Consider the following 23,040-nt stretch of genomic DNA (forward strand, 5'->3'; position numbering starts at 1 on the left):
CGCAGCCATTGGCGCATCGCGCGCGGCGGTGGACGCAGGCTATGCGCCCAACGACTTGCAAGTGGGCCAGACCGGGAAGATTGTGGCGCCGCAGCTGTACATCGCAGCCGGTATCTCGGGCGCGATCCAGCACCTGGCGGGCATGAAGGACTCCAAGGTGATCGTGGCGATCAACAAGGACCCCGAAGCGCCGATCTTCTCGGTGGCGGACTATGGTCTGGAAGCGGATCTGTTTGCGGCAGTGCCCGAACTGGTGAACGCGCTGTAATGAGCGAAGCAAAAAAGGAGGGTGTGCCCTCCTTTTTTACTTTTTGCGGCTGCAGATCTTACGCACCTGCTACAACAAGAGAGTCTGACTCTGGTATGTAGACAGGGTATGAGGCAAGCCAATGCTGAGGCACGCGAAGTGCGGCGTAATGCTTGCATTTGCGCCGGACGCTGTTGCAGGCTCAAATACAAACGTAGGCATGAACGTTCTGGATGGGCAGACGATGCGAATGCGATTTCGTCATGCCGTGCAATCCATCTAATTTATGTAAACCGGGCTTTGTGAATGTGCAGGCACATATGACGTCATCGACGTTTGCGTGTGCTGATGGCACAAGGCTCAGGTCGTATTTTTAGCAATAAGGGGAGATGAAACATGAGCTATACCGCACCGATCAAAGACATGCTGTTTTGCATGGAGCATTTGGCCAATCTGGAACAGGTCACACAGATTCCAGGGTTTGAAGATGCGGGTCTGGAGACAGCACAGGCAGTGCTGGAAGAAAGTGCCAAGCTTTGCGAAGGTGTGGTGGAGCCGCTCAATATCCCTGGTGATACCAACCCATCTAGCTTTGCAGAGGGCAAGGTTACGACCACGCCAGGTTTCAAAGAAGCCTACCAGCAGTTCGTGGAAGGTGGCTGGCAGGGTGTGCAGCATCCGGCTGATTTCGGTGGGCAAGCGTTGCCCAAGACGATTGGCGCTGCTTGCGTAGAAATGCTCCATGCCTCGAATCTCAGTTTTGCCTTGTGCCCGCTGCTGACGGATGGAGCCATTGAGGCGCTCTTGACGGCAGGCAGCGATACGCTCAAAGCCACCTACCTGGAAAAACTGGTAAGTGGTACGTGGACTGGTTCCATGAACCTGACGGAACCCCAGGCTGGCTCTGACCTGGCTTTGGTGCGCACCAAGGCTGAGCCGCAGCCAGATGGGACGTACAAGGTATTTGGCACCAAGATTTTCATCACCTATGGTGAGCACGACATGGCAGAGAACATCGTGCATCTGGTGCTGGCCCGTGTGGCTGGCGCGCCCGAAGGAGTGAAGGGCATCAGCCTGTTTGTAGTGCCTAAATTCCTGGTGAATGATGATGGATCTCTAGGCGTGCGCAACGATGTGCACTGCGTCTCGATTGAGCACAAGATGGGCATCAAGGCATCGCCCACGGCGGTACTGCAATACGGTGACAACGGTGGGGCCGTAGGTTATCTGGTCGGGGAAGAGAACCGTGGACTGGAGTACATGTTCATCATGATGAACGCTGCGCGTTACGCTGTGGGCATGCAAGGCATTGCTGTCTCGGAGCGGGCCTACCAGCGTGCCGTGCAGTATGCGCGTGACCGCGTGCAAAGCCGTCCTGTGGATGGCAGTGTGGCTGGCAGTGCCTCCATCATTCATCACCCTGATGTGCGTCGCATGCTCATGACCATGCGTGCTACAACTGAAGCGTGTCGCGCCATGGCCAGCACCGCTGCGGCAGCCTATGATGCGGCTCACCACCATCCCGATGCAGAGGTGCGCAAAGCGAATGCTGCGTTCTATGAGTTCATGGTGCCGCTGGTCAAGGGCTACAGCACGGAGATGAGCCTGGAGGTGACAAATCTGGGCGTGCAGGTGCATGGTGGCATGGGCTTTATCGAAGAAACCGGGGCCGCCCAGTACTATCGAGATGCCAAGATTTTGACCATCTACGAAGGCACGACTGCCATTCAGGCCAACGACTTGGTAGGCCGTAAAACGGTGCGCGATGGCGGTCAGAATGCCAGGGACATTGCCGCGCAAATCGCGAAAACGGAAGCAGCACTGGCGGCCAGTGGAACACCTGCTGCACAAGCCATGGCGCAACGTTTGCAGGCGGCACGCGAAGCGTTCTTGGATGTGGTGGACTTTGTGGCAGGCAAGGCCAAGGCATCGCCCAATGCGGTGTACGCAGGCAGCGTTCCGTACTTGATGCTGACAGGCAACTTGGTTGCAGGCTGGCAGATGGGCCGCGCGTTGCTGGTGGCCCAGGACAAAGTTGCGAAGGGCGAAGATGTGGTGTTTATGCAGGCCAAAGTGGCTACTGCGCAGTTCTACGCCGAGCACATTCTGACGCGTGCCACCAGTCTGCGCGACAGCATTGTGTGGGGTGGTGAAAGCGCTTGCGCTTTGCCGCTGGACGCGTTCTGACACGCAAGCGACAGCCTGTGCGCCACACCCTGTCTGTGCCGCATTTAAACTCTGAAAAAAATAGCTGCCAGCGCTGAGAATTTCAGCGCTGGCAGTGGATTTTCTTCTATTTCAATGACGGAGACCCTTGGATGTCAAAGATCCCTGCAGTGTTGCAAAAATTGGCTTTGCCAGTGATTGGCTCGCCTTTGTTCATCATCAGCAATCCCAAGTTGGTCATTGCACAGTGCAAGGCAGGGATCGTGGGTTCCATGCCTGCTTTGAATGCGCGTCCTGCGGAGCTGCTCGATGACTGGCTGGCTGAAATCACCGAGGCTCTGGCCGCCCATGACAAAGCCTATCCTGAAGCGCCTGCTGCGCCATTTGCCATCAATCAGATCGTGCACAAAAGCAATGACCGTCTGGAACATGACCTGGAAGTGTGTGCCAAGTACAAGGTTCCATTGGTCATCACCAGCCTTGGGGCACGCGAAGATGTGAACCAGGCTGTGCATGCCTGGGGAGGCGTGGTCATGCACGATGTGATCAACAACAAGTTTGCGCACAAGGCCATTGAAAAGGGCGCCGACGGTCTGATTGCGGTGGCAGCTGGTGCCGGAGGACATGCAGGTACGAAAAGCCCGTTTGCGCTAATTCAAGAGATCCGGCAATGGTTCGATGGTCCATTGGCGTTGTCAGGTTCTATGGCATCGGGTGGCGCCATCTTGGCAGCACAGGCTATGGGCGCAGACTTCGCTTATATCGGTTCAGCCTTTATCGCTACCGAAGAGGCACGTGCTGATGCAGCCTATAAACAAGCCATCGTGGACTGCAACTCCGACGATGTGATCTATTCCAATCTGTTCACCGGTGTGCACGGCAATTATTTGGCGCCGTCTATCCGGGCAGCTGGTTTGGATCCAGACAATCTTCCGGTTTCGGACCCAAGCGCTATGAACTTCGGTTCGGGCCGTACCAAAGCGTGGAAAGATATCTGGGGCTGTGGTCAGGGCATCGGTACGATTGACAAGGTACAGCCAGCGGCGGATTTGATCGCGCGCTTCAAGCAGGAGTACCAGATGGCACGTCAACGCTTGTTGCAAGCACATTGATACTTGATCAAAATCAATTTAAAAAGCACCTGAGGGTGCTTTTTTTATTGCGCAACCACTCGAGTGTTTCTCTGGGGTAATGCGGGAGAGTGAGCCCAAGTTTTTGGTAACTGCTTAACATTCATCAAATTTCAGTAATTTCTGAAAAAAGGAAAAATGCTAAGTCTTGATCCATCTCAGGTGACCAACAATGCCCAAGCTGTTACGCGACACCGCTTTCAGCCTGGTAGTGGTTGGCTGATGCTGGCATCCTTGCTGTGGTTGCCTCAGGCTGCAGCCATTGCGTGGGCCGTGCAGTGTTTTGCAGATGGACGTGCGCTGGCGCATTTGCCGGTGCAAGTGGGTATGGTGGCTGTGTGCGGGATACTGCGGGCCCTGTGTGAAGGTCTTGGCATTCGCGTGACCTATGTGCATGCGCGTGCACATGTCAGCCATTTGCGCAGGCAGGCCTTGCAAGCACAGGCGCAAACTTCTGCATTGGATCGAAGCCGCCCGGCATCGGGCCTGGTTGCAGGTGCTCTGGCCGAGCAGGCCGAAGCCATTGTTCCGTGGCTTGCGCGCTACCAACCTGCGATGTGGCGTGTGATGGTGGTTGCGCCAGTGATCGCCCTGGCGGTTGCCACTCAATCATGGCTGGCTGCCTTGATTTTGCTGTTCGCAGCGCCATTGATTCCCCTTTTCATGGCCATTGTGGGCTGGAGGGCCAAGGCTGCGAGTGAGGCTCATATGGTGGAATTGGGCCAGATGAACGGATTTTTGCTGGATCGTCTGCGCGGTTTGAGCACACTGCGTGCTTTGCATGCCGTACCGCTAACTGCAAGCCGCCTGCGCGATCATGCGCGATCGCTGTGTGAGCGCACCATGCGCGTTCTGCGCATAGCATTTCTATCGTCGGCGGTGCTGGAGCTGTTCGCCGCCCTGGGCGTGGCGATGGTGGCGATGTATGTGGGCTTTCACTTGCTGGGCAATCTGCCTTTTGGCGCGTGGGGCGACAAACTGAGCCTTGGGCAAGCCTTGTGGGTGTTGATGCTGGCGCCGAGTTTTTTTGATCCGCTGCGTGAGCTCTCAGCGGTTTGGCATGACCGCGCAGCAGGGCAAGCTGCCATGGAGAGTTTGCAAGCGTTGCATCGCCAGCAACTGCCACTGCCTGCGGCTTTGGAAAATGTACCCCGGCAGGCTGCAAATGATGCCGTGGAAGTTGAGGTGCGTGGGCTTGAGGTGGCTGTACAAGGTCACAGTGCGCTGCCACCCGTGAGTCTGAAGATTGCTGCTGGTGAGCATGTTGCCATATGGGCACCCAGCGGTGCTGGCAAATCGGTGCTGCTGGCACAGTTGGCAGGTCTGTTGCCAGTGCCAGCACACACATTGTGGATGGATGGACTGCCCATGGACGATGCGCACTGGCCATCCATGCGTGCGCGCACAGCGTGGATGGGGCAGCAGGCGCATGTGTTTGCAGCCACCGTCAGCCATAACGTGAGTCTGGGACGTGAAACCGTGGATGCCGCTGGAGTCAGGGATGCCCTGGCGAAAGCTGGGCTGATGCAAAGTCTGGGACAGCGCCCCTCGAGTAGCCTGGGTGAGGGTGGGCAGGGGCTTTCCGGTGGTGAAGCTGTGCGTTTGGCATTGGCGCGTATGGCGGTGCATCAGCATGCTGGTTTGTGGCTGGTGGATGAGCCGACAGCGCATCTTGACCCCGAGACGGCAAAGCAAGTCATGCATAACTTGCGTTATATGGCTGAAGGTAAGACCTTGGTGGTAGCCACGCATGACCGTGCATTGGCAGCGTTGATGGATCGGTCCATTTGCTTACCCCAGGCTGGAGAGCTGTCATGAAACAGCGCACTGGATTGCGACAAATGGCGCGCTTGCTCAGCACAATGGCTCCCCGCCGCTGGTGGTTGGGCGGGGCAGCCATGGCTACCTTGACCGTGGTGATGGGCATGGCGTTGCTGGGGCTGTCGGGCTGGTTCATTGCCGCCACTGCGATTGCGGGCCTGGTTCCAGCCACAGCCTTGGTGTTTGATGTGTTCATGCCTTCTGCTGGCATTCGCTTGCTGGCCATGGGGCGTACTGCCTCGCGTTATGGTGAACGCTTGGTAACCCATGAGGCCACACTGGCCGTGCTGGCAGGTTTGCGAGAAAAGCTTTTTGTCAGCTGGGCACAGCCTGGTGCAGCACGATTGTTGCAGTTGCGACCCGCACGCTTGCTGCAGCGCCTGAGCGCAGATGTGGATGCGCTGGACAGCCTTTATCTGCGTCTGATTGTTCCGGTGGCTGCGGCAATGGGGGCTACGCTGCTAGCCGCAGCGGTGCTGGGCGCTTTGAAATGGTGGTTGGGGCTGGCTGTTTTCGGTTTCCTGATGCTATTTGGCACCTGTCTCACCTGCTGGCTGGCGCATCGCAGCACGGTACCTGCAGTACAGCGTGCCCTTGCGTTGGAGCGCATGCGGTCTGAAACCGTAGATTTGGTTGCGGGGCAAACAGAGCTGTTAATGGCTGGGCGCTTGCCTGCGCAGTGTGCCCGTGTGCAACGCAGCGATGAGCGTGTTGCCAAGGCAGATCATCAACTCAATCGTCTTGATGCCCAAGCCGCCACAGGTTTTGGTGTGGCGGGGGCATTGCTGCTGGCTGGTGTTTTGGCGGCTGCAGGCTACCTGGTGCAGGTGAATGCGATCGGTGCGCCTGGAGCAGCTTTGGCACTGCTTGTGTCATTGACGGCGATGGAGCCTTTTGCGGCTCTGCGTCGTGGTGCACTGGAAGCAGGGTGTACCCGTCTTGCTGCACGCCGCCTGGGTGAGCGTTTGCAGGCGGACGAGGTTGACTCAGCACTCACTGCGCCGGAACAAGGTATCGCCTTTTCGCTGCGCAACGCCACAGTGCATTACCCAGGGCAGACACAGCCAGCCATACAGCAGATCAATCTATCGATTGACACGTCCGAATGTGTGGCGCTGATTGGGGCGAGCGGGGCGGGCAAGTCGACGGTGATGGCGGTATTAGCGGGAGAGCAAGCGCTGACCCAAGGTCAGGTACATGCGCAGCCAAGTGTGTGGCTGACCCAGCGTGTGGCCTTGTTTCAGGACAGTATGCGTGACAACCTGCGTCTGGCTGCACCACTGGCAGACGATGCCGCGCTGTGGGCGGCATTGCGCGACGCCGGTTTGGATGCAGATGTGCGTGCCATGCCGCAAGGCCTGGACAGCCCGCTGGGTGAAGGTGGCTTGGGCCTGTCAGGCGGACAGACTCGCCGCCTGGGATTGGCAAGGCTGTTGTTGGCGCAGCAGCCTTGCTGGCTGCTTGATGAACCCACTGAAGGCTTGGATAGCACCACGGCACTGGATGTGCTGCAGCGATTGCAGGCACGCAAGCAAGGCACCACGGTTTTGTTGTGCACGCACTTGCAGCGTGAAGCACAGATGGCTGACCGGTTGCTATGGCTGGAAGCGGGTGTTGTGAAAGCACAGTCCAGAAGAGGAGAGCCTATGTTTGATGTCTTGTTGCAGCGTTTGCGGCCAGATTGAGCGCGGCCACATTCGTACAGAGTTTTTTATTGCACGGGCGCAAGCCCAACAGCCTCATTGCGTCTGGGGGCCTTTAGAAAGGAAAAGCCATGGATCTCGACATCGTCGACTTATCGCGATTGCAGTTTGCGATAACGGCGCTCTACCACTTCTTGTTTGTACCGCTGACTTTAGGTCTGGCCGTGCTTGTGGCGATCATGGAGACCGTATACGTCATGACAGGCCGCACCATCTGGCGCGATATGACCAAGTTCTGGGGAGTGCTCTTTGGTATCAACTTCGCTATGGGGGTGGCGACCGGCGTGGTGATGGAGTTCCAGTTCGGCATGAACTGGAGCTACTACAGCCACTATGTGGGCGACATCTTTGGTGCTCCACTGGCCATTGAAGGCCTGATGGCCTTCTTCCTGGAAGCAACCTTTGTCGGTCTGTTCTTTTTTGGTTGGGACCGCATGACCAAGGTACAGCACTTGATAGCGACCTGGTTGGTGGCCATTGGCTCCAACTTCTCGGCGCTGTGGATTCTGATTGCCAACGGCTGGATGCAAAACCCCGTAGGGGCAGTGTTCAATCCGCAGACCATGCGTATGGAAGTCAATGACTTCCTGGCTGTGTTGACCAACCCGGTGGCCCAGGCCAAGTTTGTGCACACAGTATCGGCAGGTTACGTGACGGCTGCGATTTTTGTATTGGGCATTTCGGCCTGGTACATCCTCAAGGGGCGTCATATTGCGCTGGCGAAGCGCTCAATGACTGTGGCGGCTTCGTTCGGTCTGGCGGCATCGCTGTCTGTGGTGGTGCTGGGTGATGAGAGCGGTTATCTCTCGTCAGAACATCAGAAGATGAAGCTGGCATCGATTGAAGCCATGTGGGAAACCGAGCCTGCACCTGCTGCCTTTACTGCCTTTGGCTTTCCGGATACCGAGGCACGCGAGACGCACTATGCCGTACACATTCCATGGGCCATGGGTCTGATTGGCACTCGCTCCTTGAACACCGAAATCCCTGGTATCAAGGATCTGGTAGCACGTGCTGAAGACCATATCCGTAACGGTATCGAAGCTTATGACGCGCTGCAGACTATCCGTATGGCCAAGAGCGATGCAGAGGTGCCTGCACAAGCCAAGGCCATCTTTGAAGAAAAGGGAGACCGTCTGGGTTATGCCCTGCTGCTGATGCGCTACGTTGATGACCCGCGCCAGGCAACCGACATGCAAATCCAGCAAGCGGCCAACGATACCGTGCCACCGGTAGGCCCGCTGTTCTGGTCCTTCCGTTTGATGGTAGGACTGGGCTTCTTCTTCATTGTTCTGACAGCCACCTTCTTCTTCCTGTCCGCGCGTCACAAGCTTGATGCCTATCCATGGCTTCTCAAGGTGGCGGTGTTCTCCATTCCACTACCCTGGATTGCTGCAGAGTGCGGCTGGATTGTGGCTGAAGTGGGGCGCCAACCTTGGATTATCGAAGGGGTGCTGCCCACTGCGATGGCGGTCTCGAATTTGGGTGCGGGCACAGTGTTGCTGACGATTGCGCTGTTTGTGGCGATTTACACCGTGATGTTCATCATTGAAATGGTGCTGATGCGCAAAGCCATTTTGAAGGGACCGCAGGAAGAAAGCGAGCCGCATTTGAGTGCTTTCTTTTCTCAAATCCAGTGGGCAGATTCCAAGGCCAGCAAGTAATCGAGGGAGTCACACATGATCTTGCATGAACTTATTTCGTACGACGTCTTGCGCGTCATCTGGTGGCTGCTTTTGGGCATTTTGCTCGTTGGCTTTGCAGTCACTGATGGCTTTGACTTGGGGGTCGCAGCCTTGCTGCCTGCCACAGCCAAAACCGATGTGGAGCGCCGGGTGGTGATCAACACCATTGGCCCTGTATGGGAAGGCAATCAAGTCTGGTTGATCCTGGGTGGTGGTGCCATTTTTGCCGCTTGGCCACAGTTGTATGCCATCTCGTTTTCAGGTTTTTATATGGCCATGTTCGCCATTCTGGTATGCCTGATCCTGAGACCTGTAGCTTTCAAATTCCGCAGCAAGCGAGAGGGTGCTGCATGGCGCAATCGCTGGGACTGGATATTGTGCCTGTGTGGTTGGGGCCCAGCCTTGGTGTTCGGCGTAGCCATGGGGAACGTGCTGCTGGGCGTGCCATTCCGTCTGGCTCCGGATATGCGCATCTATTGGGACGGTAGCTTCTTCGACCTGTTTTCACCATTTGCCGTGTTGTGTGGTCTGGTCTCACTGAGCATGCTGCTCATGCACGGTGCAGCATGGCTGGTTTTCAAAACCACAGGTGCTGTGCAAGCACGCGCTGTGCGCTGGGGTGTATGTGCTGCCGTGGTCACCACACTGTTGTTTGTGTTGTCGGGTGTGTGGCTGTCCAGCCATGATGGCTATGTCTTGACGCAGGCAATGAGTACCACCGGCCCGTCCAATCCGCTGCTCAAGTCGGCAGCAGTGGGTGAGGGAGCTTGGATGCTCAATTACAGCAAGCAGCCGCTGTTGTGGATTGTGCCTGCTCTGGGCGTGCTGATGCCTTTGCTGGCTGCGCTGGGCATGCATTTGCGTCGCGAATGGCTGGGTTTGATGAGCAGTGGCCTAGCCATTGCAGGCATTGTGCTGAGTGTGGGCGTATCCATGTTCCCCTTCATTCTGCCGTCCTCGGTGGATCCGACGTTCAGCCTGATGGTGTGGGACGCTTCGTCCAGCCACCTGACGCTGTTCATCATGCTGGTGTGCACAATTATCTTTTTGCCGATCATCCTGGCCTACACCAGCTGGGTCTATCACATCATGCGTGGCAAGGTAGAGCCTGAAGCCATTGAGCAAGGCAAGGGACACGCTTATTGAAGACGAAAGTGAGCAATCAGCGCTGGAAATTACGTGTTGGGAGGCATGTTTCTTTTGAAAACACAGAGCTTCCGCCGCGCGATGCTCAAGTATCGGGGTTGAATTACAAACGAATTGTTGAAAGGAAGCACACATGTGGTACTTCGCTTGGATTTTAGGCCTGCCGCTGGCTGCCGCATTTGCCGTACTCAACGCCATGTGGTTTGAGCTGATGGACGATGAAGCTACACGCAAAAAATTGCAAGGCAAAGCAGGTAATTAAGCGCTGTTAACAAGCAAGAGAAACCCGTGGCATGCAAGGTCGCGGGTTTTTTTATGTCCATAGGGCCGTTAGGATGGTCGCAACAGCGTGACATTGCCTCCATCGCGCTGTGCAGAAAGGAGTGTTATGTCCGAACCAGATTTTCGTCCACCCACTCAACAACGCAGCCATGACACAGGCACAACCAAGTGGTTGCTGATCGTGCTGCTCATTGCAGCCCTGGGCTATGGCGGTTGGTACGCACGCGAATATTGGGCTGCAAAAAATCGCGTGGCTGAGCCGCAGCAGGTACAAGCACCTGTGGCGGAGCCTGAGGCGACAGCGCAGCAGCGATTGCCTGATGCAGCTGCGGAAGATCCCGCACCTGCAGCCTCCGATGAAACTGCTTCAGAAGAAAAGGTGCTGCATCCCGTACCTGTCCAGGCAGATGCCCTGCCTGCAGATGATGACCAGGCGCTGGATCGCTTGGTTGGACAGTGGCTGGACAGCACTGCCGTGAAGTTCGTAGTGACGCCTGGTCTGGCGCACCACATTGTGGCCACTATCGATAACTTGCCCAGAGGCCATGCAGCTCCGCGCTTGTGGCCCATTTATCCAGTTGGCGGTCAAATGGAGCTGGCGCAAGACGAGAATGGCATGCGTATTGCGCAGAGCAACAGTGCGCGCTATGACGCCGTGGTGGGCTTTGTGACGGGTATTGAGCCAGCCAAGGCGGCTCAATGGTATCGACAGGCATATCCTGTGTTGCAGCAGAGCTATGAAAATCTGGGTTATCCCGGCAAGTACTTCAACGACCGCCTGGTGGCAGTGATTGATCATTTGCTGCAGACACCAGAACCGCAAGAACCGCTGCAACTGCGCCTGGTGCAAGTGCAAGGTCAGGTCGCTTCACAGCAGCCCTGGCTGCGTTATGAGTACGCAGATGCACAGCTTCAAGCGTTGTCGGCAGGGCAAAAGATTCTGTTGCGCATGGGAGCCCAGCACCGCAGCACCATCAAAACTTATCTGCAAGCTTTGCGCGGGCAGATTGCAGGATGAAAAAGGCCTGCGCTGAGCGCAGGCTGGTCGTGGTGCAAAGATTTTTGCAAGGTGGGCGGCGATCAAGCTTCGCCGCCGTCCTTGGTTACAGCCTTTGACTTGTCCTTGTCGCTACCACCCAGCAAGCGGTCTTTGAAGTCCAGAACCTTGGTCACTGCCGCACCCATGCCCATCAGTTGCATGGCGGTTTCAGGTTTGAGGCGTTGTACATCATCAAACCAAGTCATGAGCTTCTCAATCAGCTCATACATTTCCTGCATACGCTGCTGGGCATAACGTTCGTCATCAGTGGCTACATCTTCCAGCAAGGCTGAGCGCAGCATGGACTGAGTGGGTTCAATTTCACGGCGACGGCGTTCTTCTGCCAGACGGCGGAAAATTTCCCACACGTCTTGCGGCGCTTCAAAGTACTCTCGGCGGTCACCAGCGTGGTGGCGCAGATTGACCAGGCGCCACGACTGCAATTCCTTCAAGCCCATGCTCACATTGGAGCGCGAAAACTCCAGTGTCTCCGCAATCTCTTCTGCATTCAGTGCGCGTGGCGACAAATACAGCAGTGCGTAGATTTGACCTACGGTGCGGTTGATGCCCCAACGGCTACCCATCTCGCCAAAGTGCGAGACAAATTGCCGATTCAATGGAGGGAGTGGGGTGTTTTGTGTCATAGCACACATTGTGCCTAGGAATGCAGGCAGTTCTGCAATTGCGGAATTTACCGATGTTGGCCTGTATGGACTATTTCATGCAATAACGCGCTACATCAACTTTGTCGTTTAGCGATGTAGCTGACCGGCACTCTCAGGTTGGTAGGTAATGGCATCCACCTTCACAGTAACAGCTTTGCCAGTTGGGCTGGGCAGCTCAAACACATCGCCCACGCGCAGGCCCAGTAGGGCAGTACCCACTGGCGCAAAAACGGACACCTTGTCAGGGCTGCCATCAGCTTCTTTAGGGTAGACCAGTGTCAAGGTCTGGCTTTTATTGCTTTCCAGCAGAGTAAAGCGAACGGTCGAGTTCATGGTGATGACATTGGCCGGCATGTCCTTGGGTTCCAGCACATCGGCACGGTCCAACTCAGCTTCCAGGGCTTCCCGGCCAGGGAAGTTGCCAGGGAGTTTTTCCATCAATGCTTCAATGCGATCCATGTCCAGCGATGACAAAGTAATGGCGGGCTTTTTCTTATCCATGAGGTCCTTCCTTGCGGATGTGGTGATCAAACCGTGTTAAGAGCTGTTGATTGCGCCATGCATTGCTTACGAGTGCCGAAGCATGCATTGGAAGCGCGGCGCTCAAGCGCAGGTGCCTACACGGAGAAAGGCCCGGGCAACAACGGTTGTCCGGGCCAAAAGAGGGTGCACAACAAAAAGTGCTGAATGCATTGTCTCTGTCTGGCAGATAAATGCAAGCATTCCGCACGCCATGGGTGCGGAACTTGGGCCTGTGTCAGCCTGCTTTGACGGCGTCTGCCAGTTCTTGGGCGCAACGGTTGGCGATCGCTGCATCCTGCGCTTCCACCATCACGCGCAGCAAAGGCTCTGTGCCACTGGCGCGAATGAGCACGCGGCCAGTATTGCCCAGCTGTTGCTGAACTTTGGCTTGGGTCTCTGCCAGCAATGTATTGCTCTTCCAGTCCTGACCTGGATTCAGACGGACATTGATCAAGGTCTGAGGAAAGAGGGTCAGCGTCGACAGTTGCTGCGCCAGGGTTTTTCCAGAGCGCACACAGCTTTGCAGCACTTGCAAGGCGCTGACCAAGCCATCACCAGTGGTGTGCTTGTCCAGTGCCAGCAAGTGGCCCGAGCCCTCGCCCCCGATTTGCCAGCCTTTCTCATTGAGTGCTTCCAGCACATAGCGGTCACCCACCTTGGCGCGGACAAACTCCACACCCTGCTGTTGCAGTGCCACCTCCACGGCCATGTTGGTCATCAGGGTGCCCACAGCACCCACGACCTTTTCGCCGCGCTGCAAGCGCTCCTGCACCATCAGGTACACCAGCTCGTCACCGTTGTAGATGCGGCCCGCTGCATCCACCATCAGCAGACGGTCGGCATCACCATCCAGGGCAATGCCGTAGTCCGCATGGTTGGCGCGCACTGAAAGGGCCAGTGCTTCGGGATGGGTTGCGCCCACCCCGTCGTTGATGTTCAGACCATCGGGCTCACAACCAATGGCAATCACTTCTGCGCCTAATTCATGCAGCACCTTGGGGGCGATTTGATATGCCGCGCCATGGGCAGCATCGACCACAATGCGCAGGCCTTGCAGCGACAGATTGTTGTCGAAAGTGCTTTTGCAAAACTCGATGTAGCGGCCAGCCGCATCGGTCAGGCGGCGTGTTTTTCCCAATGCCGAAGAATCCACCCACTGTGGAGATTCTTCCAAAGCGGCTTCCACAGCCTCTTCCCAGGCGTCATCCAGTTTGGTGCCCTGTGCGCTAAAGAACTTGATGCCGTTGTCATAAAACGGGTTATGGCTGGCACTGATCACCACGCCCAAGCTGGCGCGCTGTGTGCGTGTGAGGTAGGCCACACCCGGTGTTGGCAAGGGCCCCAACAAGATGACATCCACACCAGCAGCATTGAAACCGGCTTCCAAGGCCGCTTCCAGCATGTAGCCGGAAATACGTGTGTCTTTGCCAATCAGCACGGAAGGCCGGGTTTGGGTCTTTTTAAGGACGCGCCCCACGGCATGGGCCAGGCGCAGTGCAAAGTCTGGATTGATGACTGACTGGCCAACCTTTCCCCGAATGCCGTCTGTGCCGAAATATTTGCGAGCCATTCCTAATTTTCTCCTGAAGAGTCTGCTTTTTTTTGTTCGTTCATGGCCCGCCAGACTGCCAAAGCGGCTTTGGTATCTGCCACATCGTGGACGCGGACAATGCGTGCTCCACGCTCGACAGCCAATAATGCTGCCGCGACGCTGGGCACCATGCGTTGCTCCACTGGCAAGCCGCTGACTTGTCCCAGAGAGCCTTTTCGGGACCATCCCGCCAAAAGAGGGAAGTCTAGTGCCAGCAACTGCTTTTGGTGTGCAAGCAAAGCAAAATTTTGTGCAACGCTTTTGCCAAAACCTATGCCGTAATCCAGGACGATCCGATTTCGGGCAACGCCTCGCTCCATCAGCGCTTGTGACGCTCCTTGCAAAAAAGTCTGGACTTGGGTGACTACATTCCCTTGCATATGGTGCAGGTGCATGTCTTGAGGCGTCTGGTGCATGTGCATGATGCAAACCCCGCAAAGCGGGTGCTGTGCAACCACATCCTGTGCCCCAGCTTGTCGCAACCCCCATACATCATTGATGATATCGGCGCCCAGGTCCAGGGCAGCTTGCATCACCTGGGGTTTGTAAGTGTCCACGGAGACAGCAACACCCAGCTTTACTGCTTCTTGCACAACAGGCAGCACGCGTTGAAGCTCTTCTTCAAGTGAAACGGACGGAGAGCCAGGGCGGGTAGATTCACCGCCGATATCCAGAATGTCGGCCCCATCTTTGACCAGCTGCTCCGCATGGCGCATTGCTTGCTGGCCTTGGTATTTGCCGCCATCAGAGAATGAGTCGGGGGTATTGTTGACGATGCCCATCACCAAGGGGCTTTGCAGATTCAGCAAGAAGCGGGTGGTCTGCCACTGCGGCATAGAAATCTCCAGATAACACTCGGCCATGAAAAACGGGGCGCTAGGCCCCGTGATGGTATGTGCAGCTTTAAGCGGCTGAGGGTGATGGGTTGGTATCCACGGCGGGAGTGCCGCCACCGGAAGAGTTGCCATCATCCGAGGACTTCGGTGTACGAGGCACCCAGTCCTTGGGTGGGCGAGGCTCTTTGCCTGCAAAGATGTCGTCCAGTTGCTCCATGTCGATGGTCTCCCACTCGAGCATGGCTTTGGCCATGGCGTGCATCTTGTCCTGATTGTCTTCAATCAGCTTGCGCGCCAGAGCGTATTGCTCATCGATGATGCGGCGTACCTCGGTGTCCACTGCCTGCATCGTGGCTTCCGAAAGGCTGGAGCCTTTGCTGAACGTGCGGCCCAGGAAGGGCTCACCTTCTTGCTCGGAGTACACCATGGTGCCCAGTGCATCGCTCATGCCGTAACGTGTGACCATGTCGCGGGCAATCTGAGTGGCCCGCTCAAAGTCGTTCGAAGCGCCGGTGGTCATCTGGTTCATGAACACTTCTTCGGCGATGCGACCACCAAACAGCATGGCAATTTGATTGAGCATGTACTCCTTGTCATAGGAGTAGCGGTCTTTCTCGGGCAGGCTCATGGTCACACCCAGGGCACGGCCTCGGGGAATGATTGTGACCTTGTGCACGGGATCGCACTTGGGCAGCAGGCGGCCAATCAGTGCGTGGCCCGCCTCATGGTAGGCCGTGTTGCGGCGCTCTTCCTCAGGCATGACCATGGTCTTGCGCTCAGGGCCCATGATGATCTTGTCCTTGGCCTTTTCGAAGTCCTGCATTTCCACGGTGCGCGCATTGCGACGCGCAGCCATCAAGGCAGCTTCGTTACACAGGTTGGCCAGATCCGCACCGGACATGCCGGGTGTACCGCGGGCGATGACGGAAGGATTCACGTCCTGGCCCACAGGAATCTTGCGCATGTGCACGTTCAGGATTTGTTCACGGCCACGGATATCGGGCAGCGTTACATAGACCTGACGGTCAAAACGACCGGGGCGCAGCAAGGCAGCGTCCAGGATGTCGGGGCGGTTGGTGGCTGCCACGACGATCACGCCAAGGTTGGTTTCAAAGCCGTCCATCTCCACCAGCATCTGGTTCAGAGTCTGCTCGCGCTCGTCATTGCCACCGCCCATGCCAGCGCCGCGTTGGCGACCCACTGCATCAATTTCGTCAATGAAAATGATGCAAGGCGCGTTCTTCTTGGCATTTTCGAACATGTCGCGGACACGGGCTGCGCCCACACCCACAAACATTTCCACGAAATCAGAGCCAGAAATCGAGAAGAAAGGCACCTTGGCTTCACCAGCAATCGACTTGGCCAGCAAGGTTTTACCGGTACCGGGGGGGCCAACCAGCAACAAGCCACGGGGAATGCGACCGCCGAGCTTTTGGAACTTGTTGGGGTCCTTCAGGAAGTCGACAACTTCCTTGACTTCTTCTTTGGCCTCGTCACAACCGGCAACGTCTGCAAAAGTGACGGTGTTGTTGTTCTCGTCGAGCATGCGGGCCTTGGACTTTCCAAAGCTGAAAGCTCCGCCTTTGCCACCGCCCTGCATCTGGCGCATGAAATAGATCCATACGCCAATCAGCAGCAGCATGGGGCCCCAACTGACCAGCAAGCTCATCAGCAAAGAGCCTTCTTCGCGAGGTTTGACATCAAACTTCACGTCGTTGGCGATCAAGTCGCCCACCAGACCGCGGTCCAGATAGGTCGCAGTGGTGCGTACGCGGCGATCATCGGTGGTCACCGCGACGATGTCAGTGCCGCCTTGGCCTTCCTGAATGGTTGCACTCTTGATGCGGTTGTTGCGCACCTCGGTCAGGAATTCCGAATAGCCGATTTGGCCTGCGCCAGCACTGCCACGGGTATCAAATTGCTTGAATACCGTAAACAACACCATGGCGATGACCAGCCAGACGGCGATTTTTGAAAACCACTGATTGTTCAAGCGGGGCTCCAGAGGAAAAGAGGAGAAAACATTCGCATGGGAGTATGAAGCTCCCATATAAGGCCCATTTTAGGTGTTTCAAGCAACTGTGCTAAACCTTTATTCCTGCCAAGGCAATGGGGTACAAGGGTTTTATACGCTTTGCTCGAGCAAACCGGGTGGCTTGGGGTTATTTCAGACCAATACCGATCAGGAAGGTTTCCGAGGATTTGTCGCGTGAAGACTTGGGCTTGAGCGGCTTGACCAGCTTGAAATGACTGCGGAACAGCTTGACCAGATCGTCATAACCTGGGCCATGAAAGACTTTTGCCACCAATGCCCCTTCAGGGCGCAGGTGGTTGGTGGCGAAGTCGACAGCCAGTTCAATCAGGTGTTCCACGCGGGCTCCATCTGTGGTGCTATTGCCTGAAAGATTGGGGGCCATGTCAGAGACCACCACATCAACCGGGCGGCCTTGCACCACCTCTTCCAGTTGTGTGAGTACCGACTCTTCTCGGAAGTCGCCCTGAATGTAGTGCACGCCTTCAATGTGTTCCATGGGCAGCAGATCCAGAGAGATGATGGTGCCGTTGATCGCTCCGACCGAGTTTCCTGTGGGGGACAGGCGACGGCGCAGGTACTGGCTCCAGGCGCCTGGCGCGCAGCCCAAGTCCACCACGATGTGCCCAGGTTTTATGAGCTTGAATGTCTCATCAATTTCCTTGAGCTTGTAGGCCGCGCGAGCGCGGTAACCGTCCTTTTGGGCGGCTTGCACAAAAGGGTCATTCAAGTGGGCATTGAGCCAATTCTTGTTGACCTTCTTGCTTTTCGTTTTGGTATTCATCGCAAATTTCTTCCTGCCTCGATAATACGGGCATGCCCCAAATTGATTTAACTCCCGCTGAGCGCCGGGAACACCGCGCTGATGCCCACCATCTGGACCCTGTGGTCATGATTGGTGGTGATGGCTTGACACCCGCCGTCCAGAAGGAAGTTGACGCTGCATTGAACGCGCACGGCCTGATCAAGGTTCGCGTGTTCGGTGATGATCGTGCCGCCCGTGAGCAGATTTATCTGCAACTGTGCGACGAACTCAACGCTGCTCCTATTCAACACATTGGCAAGCTGCTGGTCTTGTGGCGCCCCATCCCCGAAAAGGAAAAAGCCATTGACGAAGACCGTAAAGCTGGACCACGCGATATCAAGTTGCTGAAGTTCGGCCGTGCCGGAAGCAAGCCTGAGGTCAAGCAAATCCGTGTGCTGGGCAATCAACGCCTGACACAGGGCGGCTTGATCAAGCGTGCCAAGAAGAGTGGTCCCAAGTCGACCAAAAAAGGTCACTAAGTATTCCAATATCCTCTTTGCATGACCACCTCAACCTCCAACACACCTGAGCGCCACATTCTTTGCATGAAGTGGGGTACCAAGTATGGGCCCGAGTATGTCAATCGCCTGTACGCCATGGTGCGCCGTCATCTCAGTGGTGATTTTCGCTTTGTCTGCCTGACCGACAATGCTGAAGGGATTCGTTCCGAAGTGGAATGCCTGCCCATCCCGTCCCTGGAACTGCCTGCAGGCATCCCTGAACGTGGCTGGACCAAGCTGACAACCTTCAGCAAAGACCTGCATGGCCTCAAGGGTACTGCGCTGTTTTTGGATGTGGATGTGGTGATCACCGGCTCGCTGGATGATTTCTTCACCTACCCTGGTGAATTCCTCATCATCCATGACCACAAGCGTCCATGGCGTGTGACGGGTAACTCTTCCGTCTATCGCTTTGAATTGGGCGCACATGCTGATGTGCTGGACTACTTTCGTGGCCACTTCGAAGAAATTCGCCAGAAGTTCCGCAATGAACAGGCCTATCTGTCGGATGTCATCTACAAGCAGGGCAAGCTCAAGTATTGGCCTGCGCAGTGGTGTCCGAGCTTCAAATACCATTGCATTCCATCTTGGCCCACCAATTACTGGAATCCTCCCTTTGTGCCAGAGAACGCGCGCATTGTGATTTTCCACGGGGAATGCAATCCGCCGGATGCCCTGGCGGGACGGCGCAATCGCCGCTTCCGATTTATCAAGCCAGCCACATGGGTGGCTGAACACTGGCGCGAATAATTACCCAGATTCCGCAATCACAGCCCCTCTCGGCTTGGCTCAGAGGGGCTTTTTTCTTTGACTGTCAGTTTTGAACCATGAGCCAAGAACAACCGCACAACCCTTTGCATGGACTGACGCTGGAGCGAATTCTGACCGACCTGGTGGATTACTACGGCTGGCAAGAGTTAGGTAGGCGCATTCCGGTGCGATGCTTTCAGTTTGAGCCCAGCATTTCTTCCAGTCTGCGTTTTTTGCGCAAAACGCCCTGGGCGAGGGAAAAGGTGGAGCAACTGTACGTGTACACCCTGCGTGTCACACAGCGTCAGCGCTGACGGTGTTGAAGCTGTGAAGGCTTACGTCTTGGTGTGAGTGCTTGCTGACGTCTGTGCATTCGTAGCTGGCAGCCGTGAGGCTGCCAGCTTGCCAGGCGATGTGACAACGCACAGTTTCAGACCTTAACTGGCTTGCAACTGCTGCGCATGGTGGCGCAAATGGTCGTCAATAAAGCTCTGAATGAAGTAGTAACCGTGGTCATAACCCCCCTGACGGCGCAGTGTCAGAGGCTGGCCCAGCTTTTCGCATGCAGCTTCCAGTGCCTCGGGCAATAGTTGCTTCTCGTGCAAAAACTTGTCGGCCATACCCTGGTCAATGAGAATGCCTGCCGGGTAGGGGACCTTGCCCTGCTTTTCCATCAGCAGGGTGGCGTCGTGCTGTGCCCATACTGCACGGTTGTCGCCCAGGTAGCCTGAAAAGGCTTTTTCACCCCAGGCACAGTTGCTGGGGTTCGCAATCGGTGCGAAAGCGGAAAGGCTTTTGAATTTGCCTGGATGGCGCAGCGCCAGTGTGAGTGCACCATGCCCTCCCATGCTGTGGCCCGAGATACCCAGACGTTGCATATCAATGGGCAGGTAGCGCCCCAGCATGGGCAGCAGTTCTTCCATGATGTAGCTTTCCATACGCCAGTTACGTTCCCAGGGTGCTTGCTGGGCATTGAGGTAAAAGCCAGCGCCTACGCCAAAGTCCCAGCTGTCGGCTTCGCCGCGGACTTGGGCTCCGCGTGGACTGGTGTCGCAGGTAATCAGCGCCAGACCAAGCTCTGCGGCCAAGCGCTGGGCACCGGCTTTGACCATAAAGGTTTCTTCCGTGCAGGTCAGTCCGGCCAGAAACAGCAGCGCTGGTACTTTTTCGCCCATGATGGCCTGAGGGGGCAAGAACACGGAGAATTTCATGGGCAGACCAATCTCGCGTGAATCATGTTGGTAGTAGCGTTGTGCGCCGCCAAAGCAGGCATGGGCGGACAAAAGCTCGAAGGGGGTGGACATGGACGACTCCTGGAGAAAAAAGCGCTGTGGCTGCGGAGAATCTGCGGCTGAACTTAGCGCTGATTTTTAAAGGCGGCATTGCTCTGCCGTGTTGAGCGAAGTGTAGGGGCTTGGCGGGTACCGATGGACCAAACTTTTTACTTGCCAGCCAGTCTGGCGGGGCTTGTTCCGCTTCGTCCTACGCAGCGGGGGCAGAAGCGGTGAAAAGATGGGGATCCCGTTCTTTTCAGTGAGTTGCCATGAAAGCCGTGCATTCCTTGTTTACTGCTGTCCATGCGTTGATGGCTTTGCTCTTTGCCTTGGTGTCCTTGGCTTTGCTCTGGATAGCAATCAGCAAGGGCTGGGCCACGGTGGCCAATGGTTTTGATGCCGAGACCACCTTGCATATGGTGGAAGCTATGGGCGTGCTGGCCGCTGCAGTGGTGGCGCTGCAAATCAGCCAGACCGTCGTGGAGGAGGAGGTGGTGCGCGATGCGAGTATTGCAGGCCCGACACGTGTACGGCGTTTCCTTTCCAGGTTTTTGGTCGTGGTCGTGGTGGCACTGGCGATTGAGGCTTTGATTGCCACTTTCAAGGCGCAAGAAAATCCTGAAAGTCTGCTGTATGCGGCTGCTTTGATGGTGGGTGTAGGCAGCATGCTGTTTGGCTGGGGCATGTTTGTGCATCTGAATCGCTCAGCAGAAGAGCTGGAGCCCGAGGCGCTGCATGACGCAACTCAAGAGGATGAAGAAGTGACTGCCGAGGGTCAGCATGCGCGGCCCCGATAGCGAAATACCCATGAAAAAGCCACCTCAAGGGTGGCTATGGAGGCAGAGAATACGTCTAAAGAAGCTTGCCTTGCGCCGCCGCAGCTGCACGTAACTTGTCCTTTTTGCTCATGCGCTTGCCTTTGATACCGCCATTGTTGCCATCTTCATGCGGTTGGCGTTCAGGGGCCTTTTCTGTGACCGGGTAGGCTGCCAAGGTCTCCAGGGGCAGGTCCAGCTGGTTGCGTTTGGCAATCAGTCTCCAGTGCGCTTGCGTATCGGGTGTGACAAAGCTGATGGCTGTGCCACTCAAACCTGCGCGTCCAGTGCGGCCCACGCGGTGGGTGTAATCGTCAGGGGAACGAGGCAGGTCGTAGTTGATGACCACTGGCAATGCTTCGATATGAATACCGCGTGATGCCAGATCGGTAGTCACTACCACTTGCCACTGATTAGCCTTGAATTCTCGCAACACGGTCTCGCGTGCACCTTGGCTGAGTTCGCCATGGAAAGCCGTCGCATAAATCCCTTTGGCATACAACTTGTTGGCAACATGTTCGGCGCTGTAGCGGCTGGCGACAAATACGAGAACGCGCTGACCGGGATGTTGGAGAATCAGCTCGCGCAACAGGGCGCTGCGACGTGCTGCATCGATATGGATGGCACGCTGAGCAATTGTGGCATCTTGGTGGTGCGTGTTCTCAACTTCTACATTGTGGTGAGGTTCGCGCAACAGCTCAGCGGCAAGGTTTTGCACAGCAGGGTTGAATGTGGCTGAGAGAAGCAGGGTTTGGCGTGCTGTCTTGCTCGGGAGCAGCGCCAACACTTGCTCCAGTTCCTGCGCAAACCCCAGGTCCATCAGGCGGTCAGCCTCGTCCATCACCAGCGTTTGGATGGTGTGCAGCTTGAGCTGGCTGTGTGCCACCACATCCAGCAAGCGTCCTGGAGTTGCAATCACCATGTCTACACCGCCACGCAGCGCCATCAGCTGAGGGTTGATGGAAACACCGCCCGTCAACACCGCCACTTTGGGCCGCTGTCCCAAGGCTTCTCCCAGATGGTAGATCAGCTCGGCCACCTGGGCGGCCAGCTCACGCGTTGGCACCAAGATCAGGGCCTTGGTGCTGCGAGGCCCCTGCCGATGGCTGGCATCACTAAGCAGCCAGCGTTGCAACAATGGAAGTATGTAGGCCGCTGTTTTGCCTGAGCCAGTTGGAGCGCAAGCGCGCAAATCTTGACCATCCAAAATCGCAGGAATTGCTTGCACCTGCACGGCAGTGGGTGCAATCAAGCCTTGAGAGGCGGCAGCGTGGGCCAGCGATGGGGCAAGGCCAAGAGCAGAAAAGGGCATGGACAGAAAAACGCCTGAAAAGCAAAGACTGTAATTGTCTGCTTTGTAGCGCAGCTGTGTGCGGCAAGGACTTTAGATCGTAAACACGTTCTTATGCATTGCTGGGGGAACCTTCATTACCTATGGCGCTCCGACTACAGATGGTCAGCCGCGTTCTGCGCTAATGCAGCAGTGGTGGGCCTACAACTGGTGGCAGAAAAACGATAGAAATGGATGAATGGGAATGAATGTTTTTTTGAAAACAGTGGCAGCGTTGGGCATTGCTTTTTCGGTGGCACATGCACATGCAGAATTCGTGAGTATTTCTGGCAACAAGGTGAATATCAGAGCGTCGGCTTCGACAAAGTCTGACATCACCTGGGAGCTGACAGATGGCTACCCCATGCAGGTCATGCAAAAACGTGGCAACTGGCTCAAGGTCAAAGACTTTGAAGGTGAGCTGGGGTGGGTGTATCGTCCGCTGACAGGCAAAAAGGCACACCATATCGTGAAGTCCGAGACCGCCAATATGCGAAGCGGCCCGGGCACCCAGAACAGGAAAGTGGGCCGCTTGCAGAAATACGATCTGGTTCAGACCCTGGAAAAGAAAAACGGGTGGGTCAAAGGCAGGGCCAGCGATGGCAAGACGGGATGGATTTCCAAAAAACTGCTGTGGGGATGGTGATTACAGGCATCATATTGCTGATGCAGCATGCATGAAAAAAGCGCTCCTTTGGAGC

22 protein-coding genes are annotated in these 23,040 nt (G+C 56.2%); 14 read left to right on the top strand and 8 right to left on the bottom strand.

Features of this window, described 5'->3' with window-relative positions; all coding sequences use genetic code 11:
• The 9 genes from QEP11_RS05490 to QEP11_RS05530 form a co-directional block, all read left to right on the top strand.
• Window positions 1-268 (top strand): electron transfer flavoprotein subunit alpha/FixB family protein (locus QEP11_RS05490; protein ID WP_284335637.1); only part of this gene is annotated, 268 nt, incomplete at its 5' end.
• Window positions 269-643: 375 nt separating this feature from the next.
• Entirely contained in the window at window positions 644-2,434 is a 1,791-nt protein-coding gene (locus QEP11_RS05495; protein ID WP_284335638.1) for an acyl-CoA dehydrogenase C-terminal domain-containing protein, read from the top strand.
• Between the two features lie 131 nt (window positions 2,435-2,565).
• A complete protein-coding gene (locus QEP11_RS05500; protein WP_284335639.1) occupies window positions 2,566-3,525 on the top strand; it encodes an NAD(P)H-dependent flavin oxidoreductase in 960 nt (319 codons plus the stop codon).
• Window positions 3,526-3,681: 156 nt separating this feature from the next.
• Window positions 3,682-5,361 carry a thiol reductant ABC exporter subunit CydD gene (gene cydD, locus QEP11_RS05505; protein WP_413788685.1) on the top strand — a complete coding sequence of 560 codons (1,680 nt, stop codon included), beginning with the start codon at window positions 3,682-3,684 and terminating at the stop codon, window positions 5,359-5,361.
• Window positions 5,358-7,049 carry an amino acid ABC transporter ATP-binding/permease protein gene (locus QEP11_RS05510; RefSeq protein ID WP_284335640.1) on the top strand — a complete coding sequence of 564 codons (1,692 nt, stop codon included), beginning with the start codon at window positions 5,358-5,360 and terminating at the stop codon, window positions 7,047-7,049. Before cydD ends, QEP11_RS05510 begins: the two co-directional genes overlap by 4 nt.
• Before the next feature lie 89 nt (window positions 7,050-7,138).
• Window positions 7,139-8,731, top strand: a complete 1,593-nt coding sequence (locus QEP11_RS05515; protein ID WP_284335641.1) for a cytochrome ubiquinol oxidase subunit I — start codon at window positions 7,139-7,141, stop codon at window positions 8,729-8,731.
• Between the two features lie 15 nt (window positions 8,732-8,746).
• On the top strand, window positions 8,747-9,898 hold the full coding sequence (gene cydB / locus QEP11_RS05520) for a cytochrome d ubiquinol oxidase subunit II (RefSeq protein WP_284335642.1): 1,152 nt from the start codon (window positions 8,747-8,749) through the stop codon (window positions 9,896-9,898).
• A 133-nt stretch (window positions 9,899-10,031) separates the two neighbouring features.
• Window positions 10,032-10,160 carry a cytochrome bd-I oxidase subunit CydX gene (gene cydX / locus QEP11_RS05525; protein WP_284335643.1) on the top strand — a complete coding sequence of 43 codons (129 nt, stop codon included), beginning with the start codon at window positions 10,032-10,034 and terminating at the stop codon, window positions 10,158-10,160.
• Between the two features lie 126 nt (window positions 10,161-10,286).
• Window positions 10,287-11,198 (top strand): DUF3014 domain-containing protein, encoded by a 912-nt coding sequence (locus QEP11_RS05530; protein WP_284335644.1) that lies wholly within the window; start codon window positions 10,287-10,289, stop codon window positions 11,196-11,198.
• Between the two features lie 62 nt (window positions 11,199-11,260).
• Here the strand turns inward: QEP11_RS05530 and QEP11_RS05535 are convergent, their stop codons facing one another.
• From QEP11_RS05535 to QEP11_RS05560, 6 genes are all read right to left on the bottom strand, one after another.
• Complete coding sequence (locus QEP11_RS05535) at window positions 11,261-11,872, bottom strand: GbsR/MarR family transcriptional regulator (protein ID WP_284335645.1); 612 nt, start codon at window positions 11,870-11,872, stop codon at window positions 11,261-11,263.
• 99 nt (window positions 11,873-11,971) lie between these two features.
• Entirely contained in the window at window positions 11,972-12,385 is a 414-nt protein-coding gene (gene rnk / locus QEP11_RS05540; RefSeq protein WP_284335646.1) for a nucleoside diphosphate kinase regulator, read from the bottom strand.
• Window positions 12,386-12,641: 256 nt separating this feature from the next.
• A complete protein-coding gene (gene glmM / locus QEP11_RS05545; protein ID WP_284335647.1) occupies window positions 12,642-13,976 on the bottom strand; it encodes a phosphoglucosamine mutase in 1,335 nt (444 codons plus the stop codon).
• Window positions 13,977-13,978: 2 nt separating this feature from the next.
• Window positions 13,979-14,833 (bottom strand): dihydropteroate synthase, encoded by an 855-nt coding sequence (gene folP, locus QEP11_RS05550; protein ID WP_284335648.1) that lies wholly within the window; start codon window positions 14,831-14,833, stop codon window positions 13,979-13,981.
• 67 nt (window positions 14,834-14,900) lie between these two features.
• Window positions 14,901-16,826, bottom strand: coding sequence for an ATP-dependent zinc metalloprotease FtsH (gene ftsH / locus QEP11_RS05555; RefSeq protein ID WP_284335649.1), 1,926 nt, complete (start codon window positions 16,824-16,826; stop codon window positions 14,901-14,903).
• Between the two features lie 169 nt (window positions 16,827-16,995).
• Complete coding sequence (locus QEP11_RS05560; RefSeq protein ID WP_284335650.1) at window positions 16,996-17,649, bottom strand: RlmE family RNA methyltransferase; 654 nt, start codon at window positions 17,647-17,649, stop codon at window positions 16,996-16,998.
• A 32-nt stretch (window positions 17,650-17,681) separates the two neighbouring features.
• Here QEP11_RS05560 and QEP11_RS05565 point away from each other — a divergent pair, with 32 nt between their 5' ends.
• From QEP11_RS05565 to QEP11_RS05575, 3 genes are all read left to right on the top strand, one after another.
• Entirely contained in the window at window positions 17,682-18,149 is a 468-nt protein-coding gene (locus QEP11_RS05565; protein ID WP_284335651.1) for a YhbY family RNA-binding protein, read from the top strand.
• 21 nt (window positions 18,150-18,170) lie between these two features.
• Window positions 18,171-18,920, top strand: coding sequence for a glycosyltransferase (locus QEP11_RS05570; RefSeq protein ID WP_284335652.1), 750 nt, complete (start codon window positions 18,171-18,173; stop codon window positions 18,918-18,920).
• 77 nt (window positions 18,921-18,997) lie between these two features.
• Window positions 18,998-19,234 (top strand): VF530 family protein, encoded by a 237-nt coding sequence (locus QEP11_RS05575; protein WP_284335653.1) that lies wholly within the window; start codon window positions 18,998-19,000, stop codon window positions 19,232-19,234.
• A gap of 123 nt (window positions 19,235-19,357) precedes the next feature.
• On the opposite strand, the gene fghA is transcribed toward QEP11_RS05575, so the two are convergent.
• Window positions 19,358-20,224 (bottom strand): S-formylglutathione hydrolase, encoded by an 867-nt coding sequence (gene fghA / locus QEP11_RS05580; RefSeq protein WP_284335654.1) that lies wholly within the window; start codon window positions 20,222-20,224, stop codon window positions 19,358-19,360.
• Between the two features lie 239 nt (window positions 20,225-20,463).
• Here fghA and QEP11_RS05585 point away from each other — a divergent pair, with 239 nt between their 5' ends.
• Window positions 20,464-20,991 (top strand): hypothetical protein, encoded by a 528-nt coding sequence (locus QEP11_RS05585; protein WP_284335655.1) that lies wholly within the window; start codon window positions 20,464-20,466, stop codon window positions 20,989-20,991.
• A 55-nt stretch (window positions 20,992-21,046) separates the two neighbouring features.
• Here the strand turns inward: QEP11_RS05585 and QEP11_RS05590 are convergent, their stop codons facing one another.
• Window positions 21,047-22,321, bottom strand: a complete 1,275-nt coding sequence (locus QEP11_RS05590) for a DEAD/DEAH box helicase (RefSeq protein ID WP_284335656.1) — start codon at window positions 22,319-22,321, stop codon at window positions 21,047-21,049.
• Between the two features lie 223 nt (window positions 22,322-22,544).
• On the opposite strand from QEP11_RS05590, the gene QEP11_RS05595 reads away from it, so the two are divergent.
• Entirely contained in the window at window positions 22,545-22,985 is a 441-nt protein-coding gene (locus tag QEP11_RS05595; protein ID WP_284335657.1) for an SH3 domain-containing protein, read from the top strand.
• Window positions 22,986-23,040: the final 55 nt, after the last annotated feature.

Origin of the sequence: Comamonas halotolerans, from assembly GCF_030162935.1 — a bacterium.
Taxonomy (GTDB): Bacteria; Pseudomonadota; Gammaproteobacteria; order Burkholderiales; family Burkholderiaceae_C; genus Comamonas; species Comamonas halotolerans.

What these genes read in the sequence shown, in the direction of transcription:
- QEP11_RS05495 (WP_284335638.1), top strand. Translation starts at nt 644, where the DNA reads ATGAGCTATACCGCACCGATCAAAGACATGCTGTTTTGCATGGAGCAT.
- QEP11_RS05500 (WP_284335639.1), top strand. Translation starts at nt 2,566, where the DNA reads ATGTCAAAGATCCCTGCAGTGTTGCAAAAATTGGCTTTGCCAGTGATT.
- cydD (WP_413788685.1), top strand. Translation starts at nt 3,682, where the DNA reads ATGCTAAGTCTTGATCCATCTCAGGTGACCAACAATGCCCAAGCTGTT.
- QEP11_RS05510 (WP_284335640.1), top strand. Translation starts at nt 5,358, where the DNA reads ATGAAACAGCGCACTGGATTGCGACAAATGGCGCGCTTGCTCAGCACA.
- QEP11_RS05515 (WP_284335641.1), top strand. Translation starts at nt 7,139, where the DNA reads ATGGATCTCGACATCGTCGACTTATCGCGATTGCAGTTTGCGATAACG.
- cydB (WP_284335642.1), top strand. Translation starts at nt 8,747, where the DNA reads ATGATCTTGCATGAACTTATTTCGTACGACGTCTTGCGCGTCATCTGG.
- cydX (WP_284335643.1), top strand. Translation starts at nt 10,032, where the DNA reads ATGTGGTACTTCGCTTGGATTTTAGGCCTGCCGCTGGCTGCCGCATTT.
- QEP11_RS05530 (WP_284335644.1), top strand. Translation starts at nt 10,287, where the DNA reads ATGTCCGAACCAGATTTTCGTCCACCCACTCAACAACGCAGCCATGAC.
- QEP11_RS05535 (WP_284335645.1), bottom strand. Translation starts at nt 11,872, where the DNA reads ATGTGTGCTATGACACAAAACACCCCACTCCCTCCATTGAATCGGCAA.
- rnk (WP_284335646.1), bottom strand. Translation starts at nt 12,385, where the DNA reads ATGGATAAGAAAAAGCCCGCCATTACTTTGTCATCGCTGGACATGGAT.
- glmM (WP_284335647.1), bottom strand. Translation starts at nt 13,976, where the DNA reads ATGGCTCGCAAATATTTCGGCACAGACGGCATTCGGGGAAAGGTTGGC.
- folP (WP_284335648.1), bottom strand. Translation starts at nt 14,833, where the DNA reads ATGCCGCAGTGGCAGACCACCCGCTTCTTGCTGAATCTGCAAAGCCCC.
- QEP11_RS05560 (WP_284335650.1), bottom strand. Translation starts at nt 17,649, where the DNA reads ATGAATACCAAAACGAAAAGCAAGAAGGTCAACAAGAATTGGCTCAAT.
- QEP11_RS05565 (WP_284335651.1), top strand. Translation starts at nt 17,682, where the DNA reads ATGCCCCAAATTGATTTAACTCCCGCTGAGCGCCGGGAACACCGCGCT.
- QEP11_RS05570 (WP_284335652.1), top strand. Translation starts at nt 18,171, where the DNA reads ATGACCACCTCAACCTCCAACACACCTGAGCGCCACATTCTTTGCATG.
- QEP11_RS05575 (WP_284335653.1), top strand. Translation starts at nt 18,998, where the DNA reads ATGAGCCAAGAACAACCGCACAACCCTTTGCATGGACTGACGCTGGAG.
- fghA (WP_284335654.1), bottom strand. Translation starts at nt 20,224, where the DNA reads ATGTCCACCCCCTTCGAGCTTTTGTCCGCCCATGCCTGCTTTGGCGGC.
- QEP11_RS05585 (WP_284335655.1), top strand. Translation starts at nt 20,464, where the DNA reads ATGAAAGCCGTGCATTCCTTGTTTACTGCTGTCCATGCGTTGATGGCT.
- QEP11_RS05590 (WP_284335656.1), bottom strand. Translation starts at nt 22,321, where the DNA reads ATGCCCTTTTCTGCTCTTGGCCTTGCCCCATCGCTGGCCCACGCTGCC.
- QEP11_RS05595 (WP_284335657.1), top strand. Translation starts at nt 22,545, where the DNA reads ATGAATGTTTTTTTGAAAACAGTGGCAGCGTTGGGCATTGCTTTTTCG.